Raw genomic sequence first — 16,255 nt, 5'->3', positions numbered from 1 at the left:
TACCTTGAAACTGAAAAAATGGACGCTGGCCGGTCTGGCCGTACTGCTGGTGGCTGGCGGTGCTCCCTGGGGTGTGGGCTATGTCACCGAGCAGCACTGGCGTGAAGCAACACTGGAAGTAAACCGGGCCCAGCCCTTTATGAATCTTGAGACCGAGCAGTATCGTCGTGGTGTGCTTGGTTCCGAGGTATCCGCTACCGTGACCCTGAGAGATCCTGAGACCGGGGATTCTCACACCATAGCGATCGAAATCCAGGTGTCCCATGGCGTCACCGGCAGCCTGATGGATTTCCGCCCGCGCCAGGGGTGGCAGCCAGAGGGTGCTGACTGGTTTCCGGACGATGAGCCCAGTCTGACGCTGGAAACCCGGCTCTGGGGCAGCGCCACGCTTGAGCTGACAGCACCGGTGATGGACATTGATAACCCGGAGCGGGAAACCTCACTCAAGAGCAGTGGCGGTCTGGTGCGGATTGATGTTGGGCGTCTTGGTGAAGCGGCAGACTTGCTGGTGGTCTGGCCGGCTATCCGCCTCAGCGATCCGGAAATGGATGTGACGATCGATAACGTCCATATGGAACAGAGCATGGAATGGCTGGTGGGGGATATCTGGACCGGCGCTGGCGTGATGACCGTGGATAACCTGACCTTGCAGGGGGCTGAGGCTCCCACAATGACCTTTGCAGGGATGTCGCTTGAAAGCGCCAGTGATGCCCGCCAGAACGGCGAGCGCCTGGACTCGCAGGTTACCCTGTCGCTGGAATCGGCTGCTCTGGCGGATCAGGCCTTTGGGCCGCATCGGTTGGAGGTGGCGCTGGAGAACCTGGATGTGGCCAGTTGGAATGACTTCAGTGGCGCCATGGCGGATATGCAGGCACTGGCTTTGACCGCCGGAGACGACCCGAGGGCCGCGTTTGAACAACAGATGGCGGTGATGCAGCGTTTTAACGAAGCCCTCCGCAGTCTTGCTGCCGAAGGCTTTTCCATGGGGATCCGGGAGCTCAGTCTGGCAACGCCTGAAGGGGAAGTTACCGGCTCACTGGACATCAGCCATCCGGAGCTCTCCGATCAACAGCGTGACAACATGTTGATGGTCATGCAGGCGCTGACCGGGAGTGTGAATTTCAGCATGCCGGTTGCCCTTGCGGAAGACTATCCCGCCGTGCGTATGCAGGTGGCGCCATTGATCAAACAGGGCCTGCTGGTTCAGAACGGTGAGCGCCTGGTCATGGATGGCCGGATGGAGGATCTGGTACTCACCGTCAACGACGTGGAAATCCCCCTGCCTCCGCTGCTCTGAATCTCAACGACCCGCCAGCTGCTGGTACTTCGCCATCAGCTGCGCTTCGGTGATCATCAACGCCCTTCGGATTTTCCTCAGGATTCGCTGAACTTCTGTTGCAGGGCTTCTGCCACAGCCGGGTCTACAAACTCGGAAATGTCCCCGCCCAGCGAGGCAATTTCGCGGATCAGGGTGGAGGAGATGTAGGACAGGTGGTTGGCGGGTGTCAGGAACACGCTCTCGACTTCCGGCGCCAGCCGGCGGTTCATGTCGGCAAGCTGGAATTCATATTCAAAGTCAGAAACCGCGCGCAGTCCCCGCAGGATAACGGAGGCGTTCTGTTCGCGCACGAAGTCGGCGAGCAGGTTGCTGAAGCCGGTGACGCTGACGTTGGGGAGGTGTGCGGTGGCCTTGCGGACCAGTTCGCAGCGTTCTTCAAGATTGAGAAGTGGCTGCTTTTTCGGGTTGTAGGCGACGGCGACGACAATTTCATCGAACATGCGGCCGGCCCGTTCGATGAGGTCGGTGTGGCCGTTGGTGATGGGGTCGAAGGTGCCGGGATAGATGACTTTGGGCATGCACAGCTCCTTTTGTTGGTGAGCCGTAGGATAGCAGCATTGCCTTTGGGGCTGTAGTCCGGAGCGCCGACAATCTGTTTTATGACTCTGGTGCTGGCGCAGGTCGGGGGCGGGTTTCCGGGAGACGCTACAAGCACATCCATGTGCGCTTCTTTCGGGCCGTCCATGGCCCTCAAGACTCCCGGAAACCCGCCCCCGACCTGCTCGATCAACTGGAGTGCTGGCCGCCCCGGCCTCCTACTTCAGACTCCTTATTGCCTCTCTGGAAGGGGTCTCTTAATCGCGGTTCAGGCAGAGTTGGCAAGCCTCTGCGCCAGTCTCGAGCTGTTCCTCGCTGCCAACGCATACACCGACAACTGCGGGTTGGCGCCGATACTGGTGGGGAAGATGGAGGCATCGTGGATGTTCAGGTTGGCGATGTGGTGATGCTCACCGAAACTGTTCACTACCGAGGTTTTCGGGTCAGTGCCCATGCTGCAGCCGCCCATCTGGTGCGCGGTGAACAGGCGGGCGCGGTGGGGCTTCATGGGCAGGTTGTTGATGGCGTCTCTGGCCTGGTTCCAACTGGTGTACCAGTCGGAGTCCAGGTGCATGGCCTGGACGGCTTCGGCGCCGGCGGCGAACTGGATTTCGGCCATGGTGAGGTAGGCCTTGCGCAAGCCTTGCCAGAGGTAGTCGGTGATCGGGTAGTCCAGTACCGGGCTGCCGTCGTCTCTGAGTGACACTGTGCCGCCCGGGCTGTCCGGGTGGAAGCCGTCGCGCAGCAGGGCGATGACGGATTGCATCCAGGGCAGCTGGCCCAGGTTGTCTCGCTGTGGCTGGCCGTGGCCGGGTACCACGCCGGCTGCCATGGCCGGGTGCAGGGGCGGTACTTCCAGTTTGTAACCTGCCGGGCCGTCGGTGCCTGCCTTGAAGTTAAATTCGTCCGAGTAGATGGACTGGGGAGCGCCGTAGAACGGGTCGATTTTCGCCGGCATGCGGGCGACGGTGGCGTTGACCGGATGGATGAAGGATCGCTTGCCCACGCGCTGGTAAGGGTCGGGCAACTGCGAGCGAAGCAGCAGGCCGGGGGAGCCAATGGCGCTGGCGGCGACCACGAATTGCCGGGCTTTCAGGGTGATCGTGACGCCGGATGGGGTGACGCCGTCCGGGCCCATGGCGGAGGCGAGCAGGTGGTCGATCCGGTCCTGACTCATCACCAGGCGTTCTGCCCGCAGACCGTGGAAGAGCTGTGCCTTGTGATCCAGTGCGCCCGGGATGGTGGTGAGTAGTGCCCCCTGTTTGGCGTTGGTGGGGCAGCCTACGCCGCAGTAACCGCTGTTCCAGCAGCCTTTGACGTTTCTTGGGATTACCTGCCAGGAGTAGCCGAGCTTTTCGCAGCCCTGGCGCAGGATGTCGTTGTTCAGGTTGGGTGGGGTTTCCCAGGGCGCCATGTTGTGGCGCTGCTCACGGCCCTCAAACCAGGGGGCCATGGCGTCCGGCGCCAGTCCTTCGAGGCCGAGCTCCTGGCTCCAGTAGGTGAGCGTTTCGTCCGGTGTGCGGAAGCTGCTGGTCCAGTTTACCGTGGTGGAGCCGCCGACACAGCGGCCCTGCAAAATCGCGATGGCGCCATCGGCGGTGACCCGGCTCATGCCTTCCTGGTACAGATTGGCATAGGACGTCAGCTCGTCCATCTTGAAGTCTTTCTGATAATACAGTCGACCCTCTTCCACCAGAATCACGGACAGCCCCTGACGGGCGAGGATCTCCGCGGTTGTGCCACCTCCGGCACCGGTACCGATAACCACAACATCCGCCTCTACTGTGCGGTTTTCGCTCAGTTTGCTGGCATCGGTCACATTCCAGCCGGCAGCCAGTCCCCGGGCAATGGGATCGTTCATGGACATACTTCGCTCCTCAATACGATGGGTATCCGGGGTTTCTCAGACGGCAGGTTTGAACTGTGGCAAGGCATCTACCATCCAGGCGGGAGGCCCCGGATAACCAGACAGGTGCCAGTGGTCTTCATGCCCATAGAAGGCGACGTTGCCGATCTTGGTCAGGGCAATGTAGCCGTTATTCAAAAGTCCGATCCGGCTGTCGCGCCAGCGCCGCAGAAACGCGTCGGCATCGGCGGTACTGACTGAAGGCCAGTCTGACCATACCCGGGCCAGGGCGATCCGGGTGGGAGCGAAGTTAAGCAGATCAAAGAGCTTGCGCAGCTCCTGCTGATTCGCCGGGCCGAACTTCACAATGCCCTGGTCGATCCGTTCAATCGTGCCGGCAATGGCAAAGCGACGCTGGTTCGGTTCCTCCGGCAGAGCTCCGGCAAACATGGCCGGCAACAGGGCCTCGAACAGGGCGATGTCATCCCGGCTCAGAAACTGGAACTGGTAGCGGGCGTCCATGCGGCTGTCGACCGCGCTGACCCGGCCTGCGGGGGCCGTAGCGCAGCCGGTTAGCCCGGCAGAGAGGCTGATGGTGCTCAGGAACACCGCGCCGCCTAAACCGGTTTTGAGGAAACTGCGGCGGTCCAGAGAGGATGCGTTGGGCGAGCTGTCTGTCGAAACTGGGTCTGTCATCTGATTGTTGGCCGTTTTGTTATCTTTTTTTTGCGCGTTGCGAAACGTTTGATCGCCGGTGGGAGGGAGGTCTTTCCGGGACTGTGCAAAACAGGGATGTTTTGCTCAAGCCTACAGGGAAGTATTTACGGCGTGTCCCGGAAAGACCTCCCTCCCGCCGGCCTGCACCCAGTCCGAAGGCTGGGGCTGGAGAGAAGTGGTGTTCTCTGATTAACGAATAAACAGCTTATATACCAACCGATGCGCCGCCGTACCATGGGGCGCATACACGTATTTGCCGCTGTTGAACTTCTGCTTGGTAAAAATCGCCCGGTGATGAGAGAAGGTCAGGAAGCCTTCCTTACCGTGATAGTGCCCCATACCGGAATCACCAATCCCGCCGAACGGCAGGTCGTCCTGGGCCACGTGCATCAGGGCATCATTGATGCACATGCCGCCGGAATGGGTGTTGTCCACCACATGCTGCTGGTGCGACTTGTCATAGCCAAAGAAATACAGCGCCAGCGGCCGTGGCCGGTCATTGATGTAATGGATCGCCTCGTCCAGACTGCCGTAACTGATGACCGGCAGGATCGGGCCGAAAATTTCATCCTGCATCACCTTCATGTCCGGCGTGGTCTTCAGCACCAGTGTCAGCGGAATCTTCCGGGTACCGTCCTTCATGTTCTCGTTGGCGGGATTGATCTCCACCAGTTCAGCCCCCTTGGCCCTGGCATCTTCCAGATAGCCCTGCAAACGATTGTACTGGCGTTCATTGATGATGGCCGTGTAGTCGTCGTTATCCCGCAGGCTGGGGTACATCTCGGCGAACCGCGCCCGGAATTCATCCACGAACGCCTGCACCCGGTCGGCGGGGCAGAGCACATAGTCCGGTGCCACACAGGTCTGGCCGGCATTGAAGGCTTTGCCGAAGGCGATACGCTGGGCCGCATCTTCCATCGGCACATCCGGCGAAACAATGGCCGGGGATTTGCCGCCGAGCTCAAGGGTTACCGGGGTCAGGTTTTCGGCTGCCGCGCGCATCACCAGCTTGCCCACCGAAGTAGAACCGGTAAACAGCAGGTGATCGAAAGGCCGTTGGGAGAAATCAGCAGCCACATCGGCCTCGCCAGTGATCACCGACACCAGATCCTCCGGGAACATCGACTCGATGATCTCCTTGAACAGGGCCGACGTGTGCGGAGTGAATTCCGACATCTTGATCATGGTGCGGTTGCCGGCCGCCAGGGAAGCGACCAGTGGACCGACCGCCAGATACAGAGGGTAATTCCAGGGCACGATGACGCCTACAACCCCTTTGGGCTGGTAGTAAACCTTGTTGCTGGCGGGCTGGAACAGAACCGAAACATGGCGTTTGGAGGGCTTCATCCAGTCGCCAAGATTCTTCAGCGTGTAATTGATGCCCTGAATAGACGGCATGACTTCGGCGATCAGGGATTCGTCTTTGGAGCGACAGCTGAAATCCCGATCGATGGCCTCGACCAGGCGATCCTGATGGGCCAGTAGCGCCCGTTTCAGACGCTTGAGGTTCTCTTTGCGCTCGGTCAGGGACGGCATCGGGTTGTTGCGGAACGCCTTCTTCTGGTCCTCAAAGACGCGATGCGTGTGCTGGATCTGCTTTTTGCTCTCGGTGAGCTGGACGACGGTGGCACCCATGGTTTTCTCCCCCTGACTGCCTGGAGCGACAGGCGCTGGCAGTCGGTTATTGTCGTTGGCCAAAATCTGTGCGATTTGCGCTTGAGGCTATTATTAGAGTATATACTCTAGGCAGTCAAGAAAGCCGGATGGCTCTTTAGGCCATCCGTGACACTGATAACAACAAACACCGGCATGACGATGAAAACCAGAGACAAGATACTGTTATCCAGCCTGGAGCTGTTTAATGACAAGGGTGAGCGCAACATCACCACCAATCACATTGCCGCGCACCTGGCGATATCGCCGGGTAATCTGTATTACCACTTCCGCAACAAGTCCGACATCATCTACGAGATTTTCCAGGAATATGAAAAGCTGGTGGACTACTACCTGGATATTCCGGAAGACCGACCGATCACCCTGGAGGATATGACCTTCTATCTGGAGTCGGTGTTTGACGGCCTCTGGAGCTATCGCTTCTTCCACCGGGATCTGGAATACCTGCTCGACAGTGACCCGCGGCTGCGCCAGGACTACCGGGAGTTTACCAATCGCTGTCTGGCGGCCATCAACCGGATCTTCGCAAAGCTGGCGGATGCCGGCATTATCCAGCCTCAGCCGGAGGATCTGCGTTCGGCCATGTCACTGAATGTCTGGCTGGTGATTACCAACTGGATGGCTTTCCTGAAGACGGCTCATGCGGCCGAGGAGCCTGCCAGTCTGTCCCTGACCGAGTTAAAACAGGGGATCTATCAGGTGCTTACCCTGGAAGTGCCCTATCTCACGCCGGAGTATCGTGAACGGGTGCTGGCATTGCGAGAAAAATACCGTCCTACCTTGCCTGAGGCCCAGGGTATCTCTGGCGTTGAGGCATGAGCCTGGCTGGTTTGGTCAAAGTTTGATCTGATATTGAACTTTTTGAATGCGGCGCAGTCACAGCTAATGACGTTGGGAACCGGACACTCCCTGCGTCTCCTGAGTGAGTTCTCAGGTTTTCGGCCTCTGTGGTTGCAGAGGCACATAGCACGTCGCAAACCCTGACGTTTTCACCGGCCTGTCTTCTTCAGGCCGGCTTTTTATGCCTCAACCGGCGCCTGTTCCGAGGCTTCCAGCCAGTGGGTCAGCGCTTCCCGGCACTCGTCGACTCCGCGCTTGGAGGTGGCGGAGAACATGATGAGGTGCTCCACACATTGATATTCCTTCAGCTTTTTCGCGATACCCAGCATGGCGGTTTTTGCCTGACCAAACTTCAGTTTGTCGGCCTTCGTGGCCAGAATCATGAGCGGGAGGTGGTTATGTTCACACCATTCCACCATCATCTGGTCGAAATCTGTGAGCGGGTGCCGGATGTCCATCACCAGAACCAGGCCACGCAGGCAGCGGCGATCATTCAGGTAATGGCCGAGATGCTGTTGCCAGTCGTCTTTCATGTCCCGGGACACTTTCGCATAGCCGTAACCGGGCAGGTCGACCAGACGGGCATGTTCCCGGTTCAGGCTGAAAAAGTTGATCAGCCGGGTCCGGCCGGGCGTTTTACTGGTGCGGGCCAGTTTGCCGTTGGCGGTGATAGCGTTCAGGGCGCTGGATTTGCCCGCATTGGAGCGGCCGGCAAAGGCAACTTCAGCGCCATGGTCGGGGGGGCATTCGTCCAGTTTGGAGGCGCTGATGAGAAAACGGGCGCTGTTGAACGAGAGGCTTTTTTGAGTCAGATCAGGGTCCACGACGGTTGGTGTTCCTTTGGATTTCAGTTATCGGCGATTAATGTATAATGCTACACCAATTTCCGGCGGGACGCCTCGCGTTGCCGCTGTATGCCCCGGTTTTGCGCCTGACGACCCAGTGCCTGCCGGCTGCACAACGAAGAATACTTTCAAGATGCAAAGATGAGAGAAGCGGAGCGAGCATGAAAAGACTGATCGCAGGAGTTGTTCTCGGAGTTGGCCTTACAGCGATGGCTCACGGGGCAGGAGATCCGGCAGCGGGTGAACAGAACGCAGCAGTGTGTGCGGGCTGTCATGGTCAGGGCGGAGCCAAGCCGGTAATGGCTGTGTATCCGAAACTGTCCGGTCTGGGCGAGAAATATCTGTACAACCAGCTGGTTGACATCAAATCCGGGGATCGTGCCATTCCTGAAATGACGGGCCTGCTCAACGCCATGTCCGATCAGGATTTGCAGGATCTGGCTGCCTACTTCAACAGCCAGGAAATGGTTGTTGGTCAGGCCAATCCGGATCTGGTTGAGCAGGGTCAGGCACTGTACCGCGGCGGCAATATGGCCTCTGGTGTACCGGCCTGTTCCGGTTGCCATAACCCCTCCGGCATTGGCAACGAGCCGGCAGGTTACCCTGCGTTGGGCGGGCAGACTGCAGAATATGTTATCAAGCAGTTGAAGGCTTACCGGGCGGGTGAGCGTGCTGGAGGCGCGAATGCCGGCATCATGATGGATGTTGCCTCCAAGCTGACAGACGCTGAGATTGAGGCGGTCGCCAGCTACGTATCCGGCCTGAACTGATCGACAGCCGTCAGTTACGACTGAAAACCCCGCCTCGGCGGGGTTTTTGGTATCCGGTATTCATAATACCTAACCGTTCGGTAACGCATTCCTTTGGCCCTCCGGTGGAACTTTTCCGCATCCCTGGGTCATAATCCCCGTTAAAATTCATTGATGGCACGGAGATTCCCGATGATCAGAACCCTGACGTCTTCCGCCGTTCTGGCACTTTCACTGTTGTCTGCCGCTTCCCTGGTCAATGCCCAGCCCTGGGTGGCCGGAGAGCATTACCGGGTACTGGATAATCCGGTAAGAACGGCATCGGATAACGGTGTCGAAGTGGCGGAAGTCTTCTGGTACGGCTGTCCGCACTGCTACAACTTCAAGCCGCTGGCTGAAGCCTGGGAAGCGGAGGCTCCGGACTACATCAACTATGTGAAGCTGCCAGCGGCACTGGGTCGCAGCTGGGAGCCGCATGCCTACGCATTCTATGCCCTTGAGGCGATGGGCGAGCTGGACAAGGTGCATGACGCGCTGTTTGATGCCCTGGCCGGAGAGCGCCGTCCCCTCAATACCCCGGAAGCTCTGGCTGATTTTGTTGCCGGGTATGGCGTGAACGCCGAGAAGTTTCTGGAAAACTACAACAGTTTCGGGGTGCGTGCCAGAGTGCAGCAGGCCCAGGCCAAGATTCGTGGCGCGCGCATTACCGGTACACCGACTATGCTGGTTGATGGCAAGTACGTGGTAAGTGCCTCCATGGCGGGTAGTCACGAAAACACCCTGAAGGTGGTCGAGTATCTGGCGGAAAAAGAGCGCAGCGGGTCTGAGTAAGGCGCCATGCGGTTCGCCGGACGCTGGATGGGCTGACCGGAGAAGCGGCTGATAATGTACAAGCGAATCCGTAACCAGCTGAACGGTATACTCAGAAACCAGGAAAGCTCCCGGGGCACTTGTTCCGGGAGCGAGCATGTGCCGGAGTTTGAAGCTCACCGGCACATCCGGCTACTGACTTTCAATATTCAGGTTGGTATCAACACTTCGTCCTATCACCATTACCTGACCCGCAGCTGGCAGCATTTTCTGCCCAATCGCCGGCGCTACGAAAACCTGGATCGGATTGCCACCCTGCTCAGCCAGTATGATGTGGTTGCCCTGCAGGAGTGTGATGGCGGAAGTCTCCGCAGTGGTTACATCAATCAGGTGCAATACCTGGCCGAGGCGGCCGGGATTCCTTACTGGTATCAGCAATTAAATCGCAACCTCGGCCAGATTGCCCAGCACAGTAATGGCCTGTTGAGCCGTTTCCGCCCGCTGGATGTCACTGAACACAAATTGCCGGGACTGATTCCCGGGCGTGGCGCCATCATTGCGCGCTACGGGGATGAGGAAGACCCGCTGGTACTGGTGCTGATGCATCTCTCTCTCAGCAAGTCGGCCCAGCAGAAGCAGCTTGGATTTATCCGCGAGCAGATTGCGAGCTATCGGCATGTGGTGCTGATGGGGGACATGAATGCCCATGCAGAGCAGTTGCTGACACGAACACCGCTGAAAGAAACCGATCTGATTCCGCTGCCCGACACCGCGCACAGCTTCCCGAGCTGGCGCCCGGAAAAGGCGCTTGACCATATTCTTGTCAGTCCCTCTCTGGAAATCCGGCGCTCTGAAGTGGTGAGCTATCCGGTTTCCGACCACCTTCCCATTGCCATGGATGTGGCGCTGCCCAAAGGCTATCTGGAAACATTCTGAGTCTTGTCTGATGCGTCCAGGCAATAAAAAACCCGGCAGATGCCGGGTTTTTTGTGGAGGCAGGATCAATTACTTGATCTTGGCTTCCTTGTACGCAACGTGCTTACGGACAACCGGATCGTACTTTTTGATCTCGATTTTTTCCGGGGTGTTACGCTTGTTCTTTTTGGTCGTGTAGAAGTGACCAGTGCCTGCTGAAGATACCAGCTTGATTTTCTCGCGCATGATGCGGCTCCTTAAACTTTCTCGCCGCGGGCACGAAGATCGGCCAGCACAGCGTCAATGCCTTTTTTGTCGATGATGCGCATGCCCTTGGTGGAAACGCGCAGCTTCACGAAACGCTTCTCGGACTCAACCCAGAAACGGTGGTTCTGCAGATTCGGCAGAAAACGACGACGAGTGTGGTTCATCGCGTGGGAAACGTTGTTACCGGTAACCGGACGCTTACCGGTAACCTGACAAACTCTGGACATACTTGCCTCCGACCTGAGCAATGGTCTCTATCAATACGAATTCGTTTTTAATGCGTCTCTGGTTGCTCCGGAGCCATACCTGCTGCCGGTTTGCGCTTCTGAAACAGAACGCTGCTCGCCAGACGCCGCCAGAAAGGGACGCTTTTATACCAGAACTGGCCGACCAACGCAAAAAATTGTTGGGAATTTGGCCAGTTTCGGGGCGGTATCCTTCACGGGGCTACATCAATCCTCGTTCAGCAAGGGATATTACCTCACCGTGGCCGATAACCATATGGTCAAGAACCCTGATATCGACCAGTCCCAGGGCCTCTTTCAGCCGGCGGGTCAGGGAAATGTCAGCCTGGCTTGGCTCGGCCACGCCTGACGGATGGTTGTGGGCAAAGATGACTGCGGCGGCATTGTCCTCCAGAGCCTGGCGCACCACCTCCCGGGGGTAAACCGCTGCGCCGTCTATCGTACCCCGGAACAGCTCCCGGTACTGGATGACCCGGTGACGGTTGTCCAGGAACAGGCCGGCGAACACTTCATGAGGATAAGTGCCCAGGCGGCTGGTGAGAAAGCGCCGGGTATCTTCCGGTGAGCGCAGCGGGTCGCCCTGGCGCAGCGGCTCGTCCATCACTCGCCTCGCCATTTCCATGGCAGCCTGCACCTGGGCATATTTGGCGGTGCCAAGGCCTTTGACCTCGCAGAATTGTCGGCGGGAAGCGGTCATCAGGCCGCGCAGTCCGGAAAATTCGGTGATCAGGTGTCGGGCCAGGGCCATCACCGGCATGCCGGTGGTACCGGTACGCAGGAAAATGGCCAGGAGTTCGGCATCTGACAATGATTCAGGGCCGTGAGTGAGCAATCGCTCACGGGGCCGCTCATCGGCGGGCCAATGGCTGGGTGGCATGTTTGCTTCCTTGCTGGTTTCGGGGGAGTGCGTCCTGCACCGGGTTCTCGAAATTACAAAGGTTACTCCAAAAGGTAACATTTGGTAAACGAACAGGGGTTCTGGCGGGCTGTCCGTCTGCGCTCGGCATGCTATCTTATAACTCTTTCATTTTACGGGATTACGGAGCCAGCATGACCGCCAAGCGAATATTGTTGGGAATTACCGGTGGTATCGCCGCCTATAAAAGTGCGGAGCTGGTTCGACTGCTGAAAAAAGCGGGGCACGAAGTCCGGGTTGTCATGACTCGGGGTGCGGAGGCATTTGTTGCGCCGCTGACCTATCAGGCTCTGAGTGGCGAACCGGTGCGCACCTCGCTGCTTGACCCGGAAGCCGAAGCTGGCATGGGGCACATCGAGCTGGCCAAGTGGGCCGATCAGGTTGTGGTAGCGCCGGCGTCTGCGGATTTTATGGCCCGTCTGGTCCATGGGCTGGCCGATGACCTGTTGACCACGGTCTGTTGCGCCACCGAAGCGCCGATAGCGTTGGCCCCCGCAATGAACCAGGCCATGTGGAAGAACTTCCGTACCCAGCGGAATCTGGCGCTGTTGACGGAAGACCCGCAGATTACCGTCTGGGGACCGGACCAGGGCGAACAGGCCTGCGGTGATACCGGTCCTGGGCGCATGCTTGAGCCGGAACGTCTGGCTCGTCTGGTAAACGGAGAGGGCGTGGTTGAAACTACCGGGCCGCTGTCAGGCAAACGGTTGGTGATCACGGCCGGGCCAACCCGGGAGCCGATCGATCCGGTGCGCTACATTACCAATCACAGCTCGGGCAAGATGGGCTATGCCCTGGCCGGTGCAGCTGTTGCCACCGGAGCCGAGGTGGTGCTTGTCAGTGGACCTGTCAGTTTGTCGGCCCCAGCGGGGGTTGATGTCCGGCCTGTCAGCACCGCTCAGGAGATGCTGGAAGCCGCCAGCAAGGCGGTCGATGAAGGCTGCGATATCTTTATCGCCACGGCCGCGGTGGCAGATTACCGGCCCGAGGTGTTCGCCAGCGAGAAAATCAAGAAAACCAACGACAACATGAGCCTGGCGCTGGTCCGTAACCCCGATACCCTGGCGACCATCGCAGCCAGGGCTGATGCGCCTTTCACGGTCGGCTTTGCGGCCGAGACTACGGATGTGGCGCGCTATGCGACCGACAAGATGCAGCGCAAGAAACTCAATATGATTGTCGCCAACGATGTGTCCGTGCCCGGGCTCGGCTTCAGCAGCGATCGAAATGCGGTTACGGTGTTCTGGCCTGAGGGTTCGGAATCCATCGGGCCGGACAGCAAACAGGCGATCGCTGCCCGTCTGGTGGCGTTGATTGCAGACCACAGCAACAGGATTGAACAGGCATGAGCAAAAGAAAATTTCAGGTACGGGTTCTGGATGACCGCATTGGCACCGGGATTCCGTTTCCCGAATATGCCACGGAAGGCTCTGCAGGCCTTGATCTCCGGGCGGCGTTGAAAGAAGCCAAGACCATCATGCCGGGCGAGACCTTTTTGATTCCCACCGGCCTGTCTGTGCATATTGCCGACCCGGAGTTGGCCGCCATGATCCTGCCCCGTAGCGGGCTCGGGCACAAACACGGGATCGTGCTCGGTAATCTGGTGGGGTTGATTGATTCCGATTATCAGGGCGAATTGATGGTGTCCTGCTGGAACCGGGGCCAGACGCCATTCACCATCGAGGTGGGTGAACGTATTGCCCAGATGGTGCTGGTGCCTGTGGTACAGGCGGATTTCGAGATTGTGACCGAATTTGATGCCAGTGACCGGGGTGAAGGTGGCTTTGGCTCCACCGGGAGCCACTGAGCCGGGCCTGTTTACCTGGCAGCGAGTTGACTGGCCGGCGTCTATACTCAGCGGATACAGAACTATCCGGGAAAGAAAATAACTGCGGGATGCATTATGAAATTCGCCAAGAAAAAAACCAACGCGTCTTCCGGTGATGAGCAGCCGGAGAAGAAGCCCGGAAAGAAACAGAAACCGTCCAAAGCGTCCAAAGAAGCGGCTGGCTCCGGGCTAAAGAAACTCGGATCGGTCGGGCTGAATCAATCACTGGTGGTGCTGGTGGCCGGCGTGGTCGCGGTGGTGCTGGCGCATTTTCTGGTGGTGGTGCCCGCCGGGGAAGCCCGTTATGAGGCGGCCAGTGCCATGGAGGTGGACAGTGCCCAGCGGCGCCTGAATCAGTCACTGACGGCGCTGCAGGAACAGGTTCGGGCGGTGGCCAACCAGCGCTACGCCGCCCTTGCTCTGGCGGAGCGCTCCGATCTGGCGAATCTGGCTGAGCAACTGCAAGCAGCGCTGCCCGGCTCCGCCCAGGTGTTTGTCTTCCCGTATCGGGAAGTTCCCCGGACCGGTAACGGCGATACCCTGCTGGGATTTGCGGGCCTGGAACTGGCCCGGCGGGCAGAAAATGGACAGAACCTGTTGCCGGACGCCTTCCCCCGGGACAATCAGTGGTATCTGCAATTTGCCGCGGCGGTACGTCACCCCACCAGCAATGCCGTGGTTGGTAGCGTACTGGCGGTCTTTGAGGCGTCCCATATTCAGCCATTGCTGGCTGTGAGCAATTCGCAACTTGGTGGCAAGTTGTCACTGGTCCAATCCGTATCCGGTGCTTCACGAACCGTGGCCAGCGTCGGTAATGGCAGCGGCCCGGAGCTGTCCCGCACTTTGATCAATCCGGACTGGTCCGTCAGTTATCAACCCGCTTCGGCGCCGGTGGCGCCGGTCAGCACCATCCTCCTGGCGATTCTGGTGGGGGTGCCGGCGCTGGTGGCGGCGGTTCTGGTCTGGGTGCTTCTCGGTAATGCCCAGCGTGGTATTCGCCAGGATGTGACCGCGCTCATTCAGTGGGCCCATAAGGTGTTCGGGGGCGAGCGGATGAAATTGCCCGCCCTGCGCTGGGATATGGTGGCGTCCACAGGAGAAGTGCTGTTTCGTTTGTCTCAGATGGTTGAGAAACGGGTGGCCAAGGCGGCGGAGTCGGCCGCCCCCAAAACGGCTCCTGCCCGCCGCAAGGCAGCGACGGCGGAGGAGGAGCCGCTGTTTCAGGACAAGGATATGCCCGACATTGACATGCTCGATGGTGACGAGGATGTGCTCGGCTTTGGTGGCTCCGACGATTCCCTGTTTGACGAGGACATTCCAGAAGTGGCAGAAACCGAGTTGCCTGCCGTTCAGGTCAACCCGGAAATCTTCCGTGCCTATGACATCCGGGGCATCGTTGGCCAGACCCTCTCGGCCGAGGTGGTTGAAGTCATTGGTCGCGCGATCGGCTCGGAAGCGACTGAGCATGGCGTTACGGATATCTGTATTGGTTTTGATGGCCGTCATTCCAGCCCGGAACTGGCCGATGCCCTGGGGCGCGGCATCATGGCGACCGGGTGCAACATCATTCACCTGGGTGCCATCCCTACGCCGGTGCTGTATTTTGCAACCCATCACCTGCAGACCGGTTCTGGCGTTATGGTGACCGGCAGTCACAACCCGGCCAACTATAACGGCCTGAAGATCATGCTGGGCGGAGAGACTCTCTCTGGTGAGGCTATCCAGAAGCTGTGCCAGCGCATCCAGACCGCCGACCTTGCCAGAGGGCAGGGTGAGCAATCCCGGGACGACGTGCGCCGCGCCTATCTGGACCGTATCGTCGGTGATATTGCTGTGGCGGCGCCGTTGAAAGTGGTGGTGGATGCCGGTAACGGCATTGCCGGAGAGCTGGGCCCCATGCTGGTTGAGGAACTGGGCTGTGAAGTCACACCACTGTATTGTGAAGTGGACGGTGATTTCCCTAATCATCACCCGGACCCCGGCAAACCCGCGAACCTGCAGGACCTGATTGCCAAGGTTAAGGAGACCGGCGCCGATATCGGGCTGGCCTTTGATGGCGATGGTGATCGTCTGGGCGTGGTTACCAATACCGGCAAGATCATCTGGCCGGATCGCCTGCTGATGCTCTTTGCCAGGGATGTGGTGTCCCGCAATCCCGGCGCGGATGTGCTCTATGACGTGAAGTGCAGCCGCCGGCTGGCCAGCGTGATCTCGGAAGCTGGAGGGCGCCCGATCATGTGGAAAACCGGCCATTCCCTGATGAAAGCGAAAATGAAGGAAACCGGCGCCCTGCTGGCGGGCGAAATGAGCGGACACATCTTCTTCGGCGAACGCTGGTACGGCTTTGACGATGGCCTTTACTCGGCTGCCCGGCTGCTGGAAATCCTGGGCATTGAGGATCGTCACTCCGATGAAGTCTTTGAAGACTTCCCCGAGGATATCAGTACCCCTGAGCTGAATGTCGAGGTGACCGAGAGCGACAAGTTCGCCATCATTGAACGGCTAGGTCAGCAGGCGGATTTTGGTGACGGCAATATCAGTACCATCGATGGCATTCGGGTAGATTATGCCGATGGCTGGGGGCTATGCCGTGCGTCCAATACCACGCCGGTTCTGGTTCTGCGCTTTGAAGCCGAAACAGAACAGGCACTGGAGCGGATCAAATCCGTGTTCCGGGAGCAACTGCAGAAAGCGGCACCAGACCTGGTGGCGGAATTCTGAAACCCA

16 protein-coding genes are annotated in these 16,255 nt (G+C 58.9%); 8 read left to right on the top strand and 8 right to left on the bottom strand.

Features of this window, described 5'->3' with window-relative positions:
• Positions 1-4 precede the first annotated feature (4 nt).
• Positions 5-1,297 (top strand): DUF945 family protein, encoded by a 1,293-nt coding sequence (locus Q669_RS16895; protein WP_022993188.1) that lies wholly within the window; start codon positions 5-7, stop codon positions 1,295-1,297.
• A gap of 77 nt (positions 1,298-1,374) precedes the next feature.
• Here Q669_RS16895 and coaD read toward each other — a convergent pair whose 3' ends face one another.
• From coaD to Q669_RS16875, 4 genes are all read right to left on the bottom strand, one after another.
• Positions 1,375-1,857: a pantetheine-phosphate adenylyltransferase gene (coaD, locus tag Q669_RS16890; RefSeq protein WP_014422845.1), complete on the bottom strand. Its 483-nt coding sequence runs from the start codon at positions 1,855-1,857 to the stop codon at positions 1,375-1,377.
• Between the two features lie 287 nt (positions 1,858-2,144).
• Positions 2,145-3,743, bottom strand: a complete 1,599-nt coding sequence (locus Q669_RS16885) for a GMC family oxidoreductase (RefSeq protein ID WP_022993187.1) — start codon at positions 3,741-3,743, stop codon at positions 2,145-2,147.
• A 36-nt stretch (positions 3,744-3,779) separates the two neighbouring features.
• The gene (locus Q669_RS16880) at positions 3,780-4,418 is read right to left on the bottom strand and encodes a hypothetical protein (protein WP_022993186.1); all 639 of its coding nucleotides are present in this window, start codon (positions 4,416-4,418) and stop codon (positions 3,780-3,782) included.
• Positions 4,419-4,628: 210 nt separating this feature from the next.
• The gene (locus Q669_RS16875; protein ID WP_011786981.1) at positions 4,629-6,074 is read right to left on the bottom strand and encodes a coniferyl aldehyde dehydrogenase; all 1,446 of its coding nucleotides are present in this window, start codon (positions 6,072-6,074) and stop codon (positions 4,629-4,631) included.
• Between the two features lie 180 nt (positions 6,075-6,254).
• Here Q669_RS16875 and Q669_RS16870 point away from each other — a divergent pair, with 180 nt between their 5' ends.
• Positions 6,255-6,932, top strand: a complete 678-nt coding sequence (locus tag Q669_RS16870; RefSeq protein WP_022993185.1) for a TetR/AcrR family transcriptional regulator — start codon at positions 6,255-6,257, stop codon at positions 6,930-6,932.
• A 200-nt stretch (positions 6,933-7,132) separates the two neighbouring features.
• Here the strand turns inward: Q669_RS16870 and yihA are convergent, their stop codons facing one another.
• Positions 7,133-7,777, bottom strand: coding sequence for a ribosome biogenesis GTP-binding protein YihA/YsxC (yihA, locus tag Q669_RS16865; protein ID WP_011786979.1), 645 nt, complete (start codon positions 7,775-7,777; stop codon positions 7,133-7,135).
• A gap of 182 nt (positions 7,778-7,959) precedes the next feature.
• Here yihA and Q669_RS16860 point away from each other — a divergent pair, with 182 nt between their 5' ends.
• The 3 genes from Q669_RS16860 to Q669_RS16850 all read left to right on the top strand — a co-directional run bounded on the left by Q669_RS16860 (position 7,960) and on the right by Q669_RS16850 (position 10,293).
• A complete protein-coding gene (locus Q669_RS16860; RefSeq protein WP_011786978.1) occupies positions 7,960-8,568 on the top strand; it encodes a c-type cytochrome in 609 nt (202 codons plus the stop codon).
• 171 nt (positions 8,569-8,739) lie between these two features.
• Positions 8,740-9,378, top strand: a complete 639-nt coding sequence (locus Q669_RS16855) for a thiol:disulfide interchange protein DsbA/DsbL (protein ID WP_011786977.1) — start codon at positions 8,740-8,742, stop codon at positions 9,376-9,378.
• A gap of 54 nt (positions 9,379-9,432) precedes the next feature.
• Positions 9,433-10,293, top strand: coding sequence for an endonuclease/exonuclease/phosphatase family protein (locus Q669_RS16850; protein ID WP_011786976.1), 861 nt, complete (start codon positions 9,433-9,435; stop codon positions 10,291-10,293).
• A gap of 69 nt (positions 10,294-10,362) precedes the next feature.
• On the opposite strand, the gene rpmG is transcribed toward Q669_RS16850, so the two are convergent.
• The 3 genes from rpmG to radC all read right to left on the bottom strand — a co-directional run bounded on the left by rpmG (position 10,363) and on the right by radC (position 11,661).
• A complete protein-coding gene (gene rpmG / locus Q669_RS16845; RefSeq protein WP_008173465.1) occupies positions 10,363-10,518 on the bottom strand; it encodes a 50S ribosomal protein L33 in 156 nt (51 codons plus the stop codon).
• A gap of 11 nt (positions 10,519-10,529) precedes the next feature.
• The gene (gene rpmB / locus Q669_RS16840; protein ID WP_011786975.1) at positions 10,530-10,766 is read right to left on the bottom strand and encodes a 50S ribosomal protein L28; all 237 of its coding nucleotides are present in this window, start codon (positions 10,764-10,766) and stop codon (positions 10,530-10,532) included.
• Positions 10,767-10,986: 220 nt separating this feature from the next.
• The gene (gene radC, locus Q669_RS16835) at positions 10,987-11,661 is read right to left on the bottom strand and encodes a RadC family protein (RefSeq protein ID WP_014422834.1); all 675 of its coding nucleotides are present in this window, start codon (positions 11,659-11,661) and stop codon (positions 10,987-10,989) included.
• A 173-nt stretch (positions 11,662-11,834) separates the two neighbouring features.
• Between radC and coaBC the strand changes: the two genes are divergently transcribed.
• The 3 genes from coaBC (at position 11,835) to Q669_RS20060 (ending at position 16,249) form a co-directional block, all read left to right on the top strand.
• Positions 11,835-13,049 (top strand): bifunctional phosphopantothenoylcysteine decarboxylase/phosphopantothenate--cysteine ligase CoaBC, encoded by a 1,215-nt coding sequence (gene coaBC, locus Q669_RS16830; protein ID WP_022993183.1) that lies wholly within the window; start codon positions 11,835-11,837, stop codon positions 13,047-13,049.
• Positions 13,046-13,507, top strand: coding sequence for a dUTP diphosphatase (gene dut, locus Q669_RS16825; RefSeq protein WP_011786972.1), 462 nt, complete (start codon positions 13,046-13,048; stop codon positions 13,505-13,507). Before coaBC ends, dut begins: the two co-directional genes overlap by 4 nt.
• A gap of 96 nt (positions 13,508-13,603) precedes the next feature.
• Positions 13,604-16,249 carry a phosphomannomutase/phosphoglucomutase gene (locus tag Q669_RS20060; protein WP_022993182.1) on the top strand — a complete coding sequence of 882 codons (2,646 nt, stop codon included), beginning with the start codon at positions 13,604-13,606 and terminating at the stop codon, positions 16,247-16,249.
• The last annotated feature ends 6 nt before the right edge of the window (positions 16,250-16,255 follow it).

It is taken from the genome of Marinobacter sp. C1S70 (assembly GCF_000475355.1).
Taxonomy (GTDB): domain Bacteria; phylum Pseudomonadota; class Gammaproteobacteria; order Pseudomonadales; family Oleiphilaceae; genus Marinobacter; species Marinobacter nauticus.
This window is presented reverse-complemented; position numbering and strand designations above follow the sequence as displayed.

What these genes read in the sequence shown, in the direction of transcription:
- coaD (WP_014422845.1), bottom strand. Translation starts at nt 1,857, where the DNA reads ATGCCCAAAGTCATCTATCCCGGCACCTTCGACCCCATCACCAACGGC.
- Q669_RS16885 (WP_022993187.1), bottom strand. Translation starts at nt 3,743, where the DNA reads ATGTCCATGAACGATCCCATTGCCCGGGGACTGGCTGCCGGCTGGAAT.
- Q669_RS16880 (WP_022993186.1), bottom strand. Translation starts at nt 4,418, where the DNA reads ATGACAGACCCAGTTTCGACAGACAGCTCGCCCAACGCATCCTCTCTG.
- Q669_RS16875 (WP_011786981.1), bottom strand. Translation starts at nt 6,074, where the DNA reads ATGGGTGCCACCGTCGTCCAGCTCACCGAGAGCAAAAAGCAGATCCAG.
- Q669_RS16870 (WP_022993185.1), top strand. Translation starts at nt 6,255, where the DNA reads ATGAAAACCAGAGACAAGATACTGTTATCCAGCCTGGAGCTGTTTAAT.
- Q669_RS16860 (WP_011786978.1), top strand. Translation starts at nt 7,960, where the DNA reads ATGAAAAGACTGATCGCAGGAGTTGTTCTCGGAGTTGGCCTTACAGCG.
- Q669_RS16855 (WP_011786977.1), top strand. Translation starts at nt 8,740, where the DNA reads ATGATCAGAACCCTGACGTCTTCCGCCGTTCTGGCACTTTCACTGTTG.
- Q669_RS16850 (WP_011786976.1), top strand. Translation starts at nt 9,433, where the DNA reads ATGTACAAGCGAATCCGTAACCAGCTGAACGGTATACTCAGAAACCAG.
- rpmG (WP_008173465.1), bottom strand. Translation starts at nt 10,518, where the DNA reads ATGCGCGAGAAAATCAAGCTGGTATCTTCAGCAGGCACTGGTCACTTC.
- rpmB (WP_011786975.1), bottom strand. Translation starts at nt 10,766, where the DNA reads ATGTCCAGAGTTTGTCAGGTTACCGGTAAGCGTCCGGTTACCGGTAAC.
- radC (WP_014422834.1), bottom strand. Translation starts at nt 11,661, where the DNA reads ATGCCACCCAGCCATTGGCCCGCCGATGAGCGGCCCCGTGAGCGATTG.
- coaBC (WP_022993183.1), top strand. Translation starts at nt 11,835, where the DNA reads ATGACCGCCAAGCGAATATTGTTGGGAATTACCGGTGGTATCGCCGCC.
- dut (WP_011786972.1), top strand. Translation starts at nt 13,046, where the DNA reads ATGAGCAAAAGAAAATTTCAGGTACGGGTTCTGGATGACCGCATTGGC.
- Q669_RS20060 (WP_022993182.1), top strand. Translation starts at nt 13,604, where the DNA reads ATGAAATTCGCCAAGAAAAAAACCAACGCGTCTTCCGGTGATGAGCAG.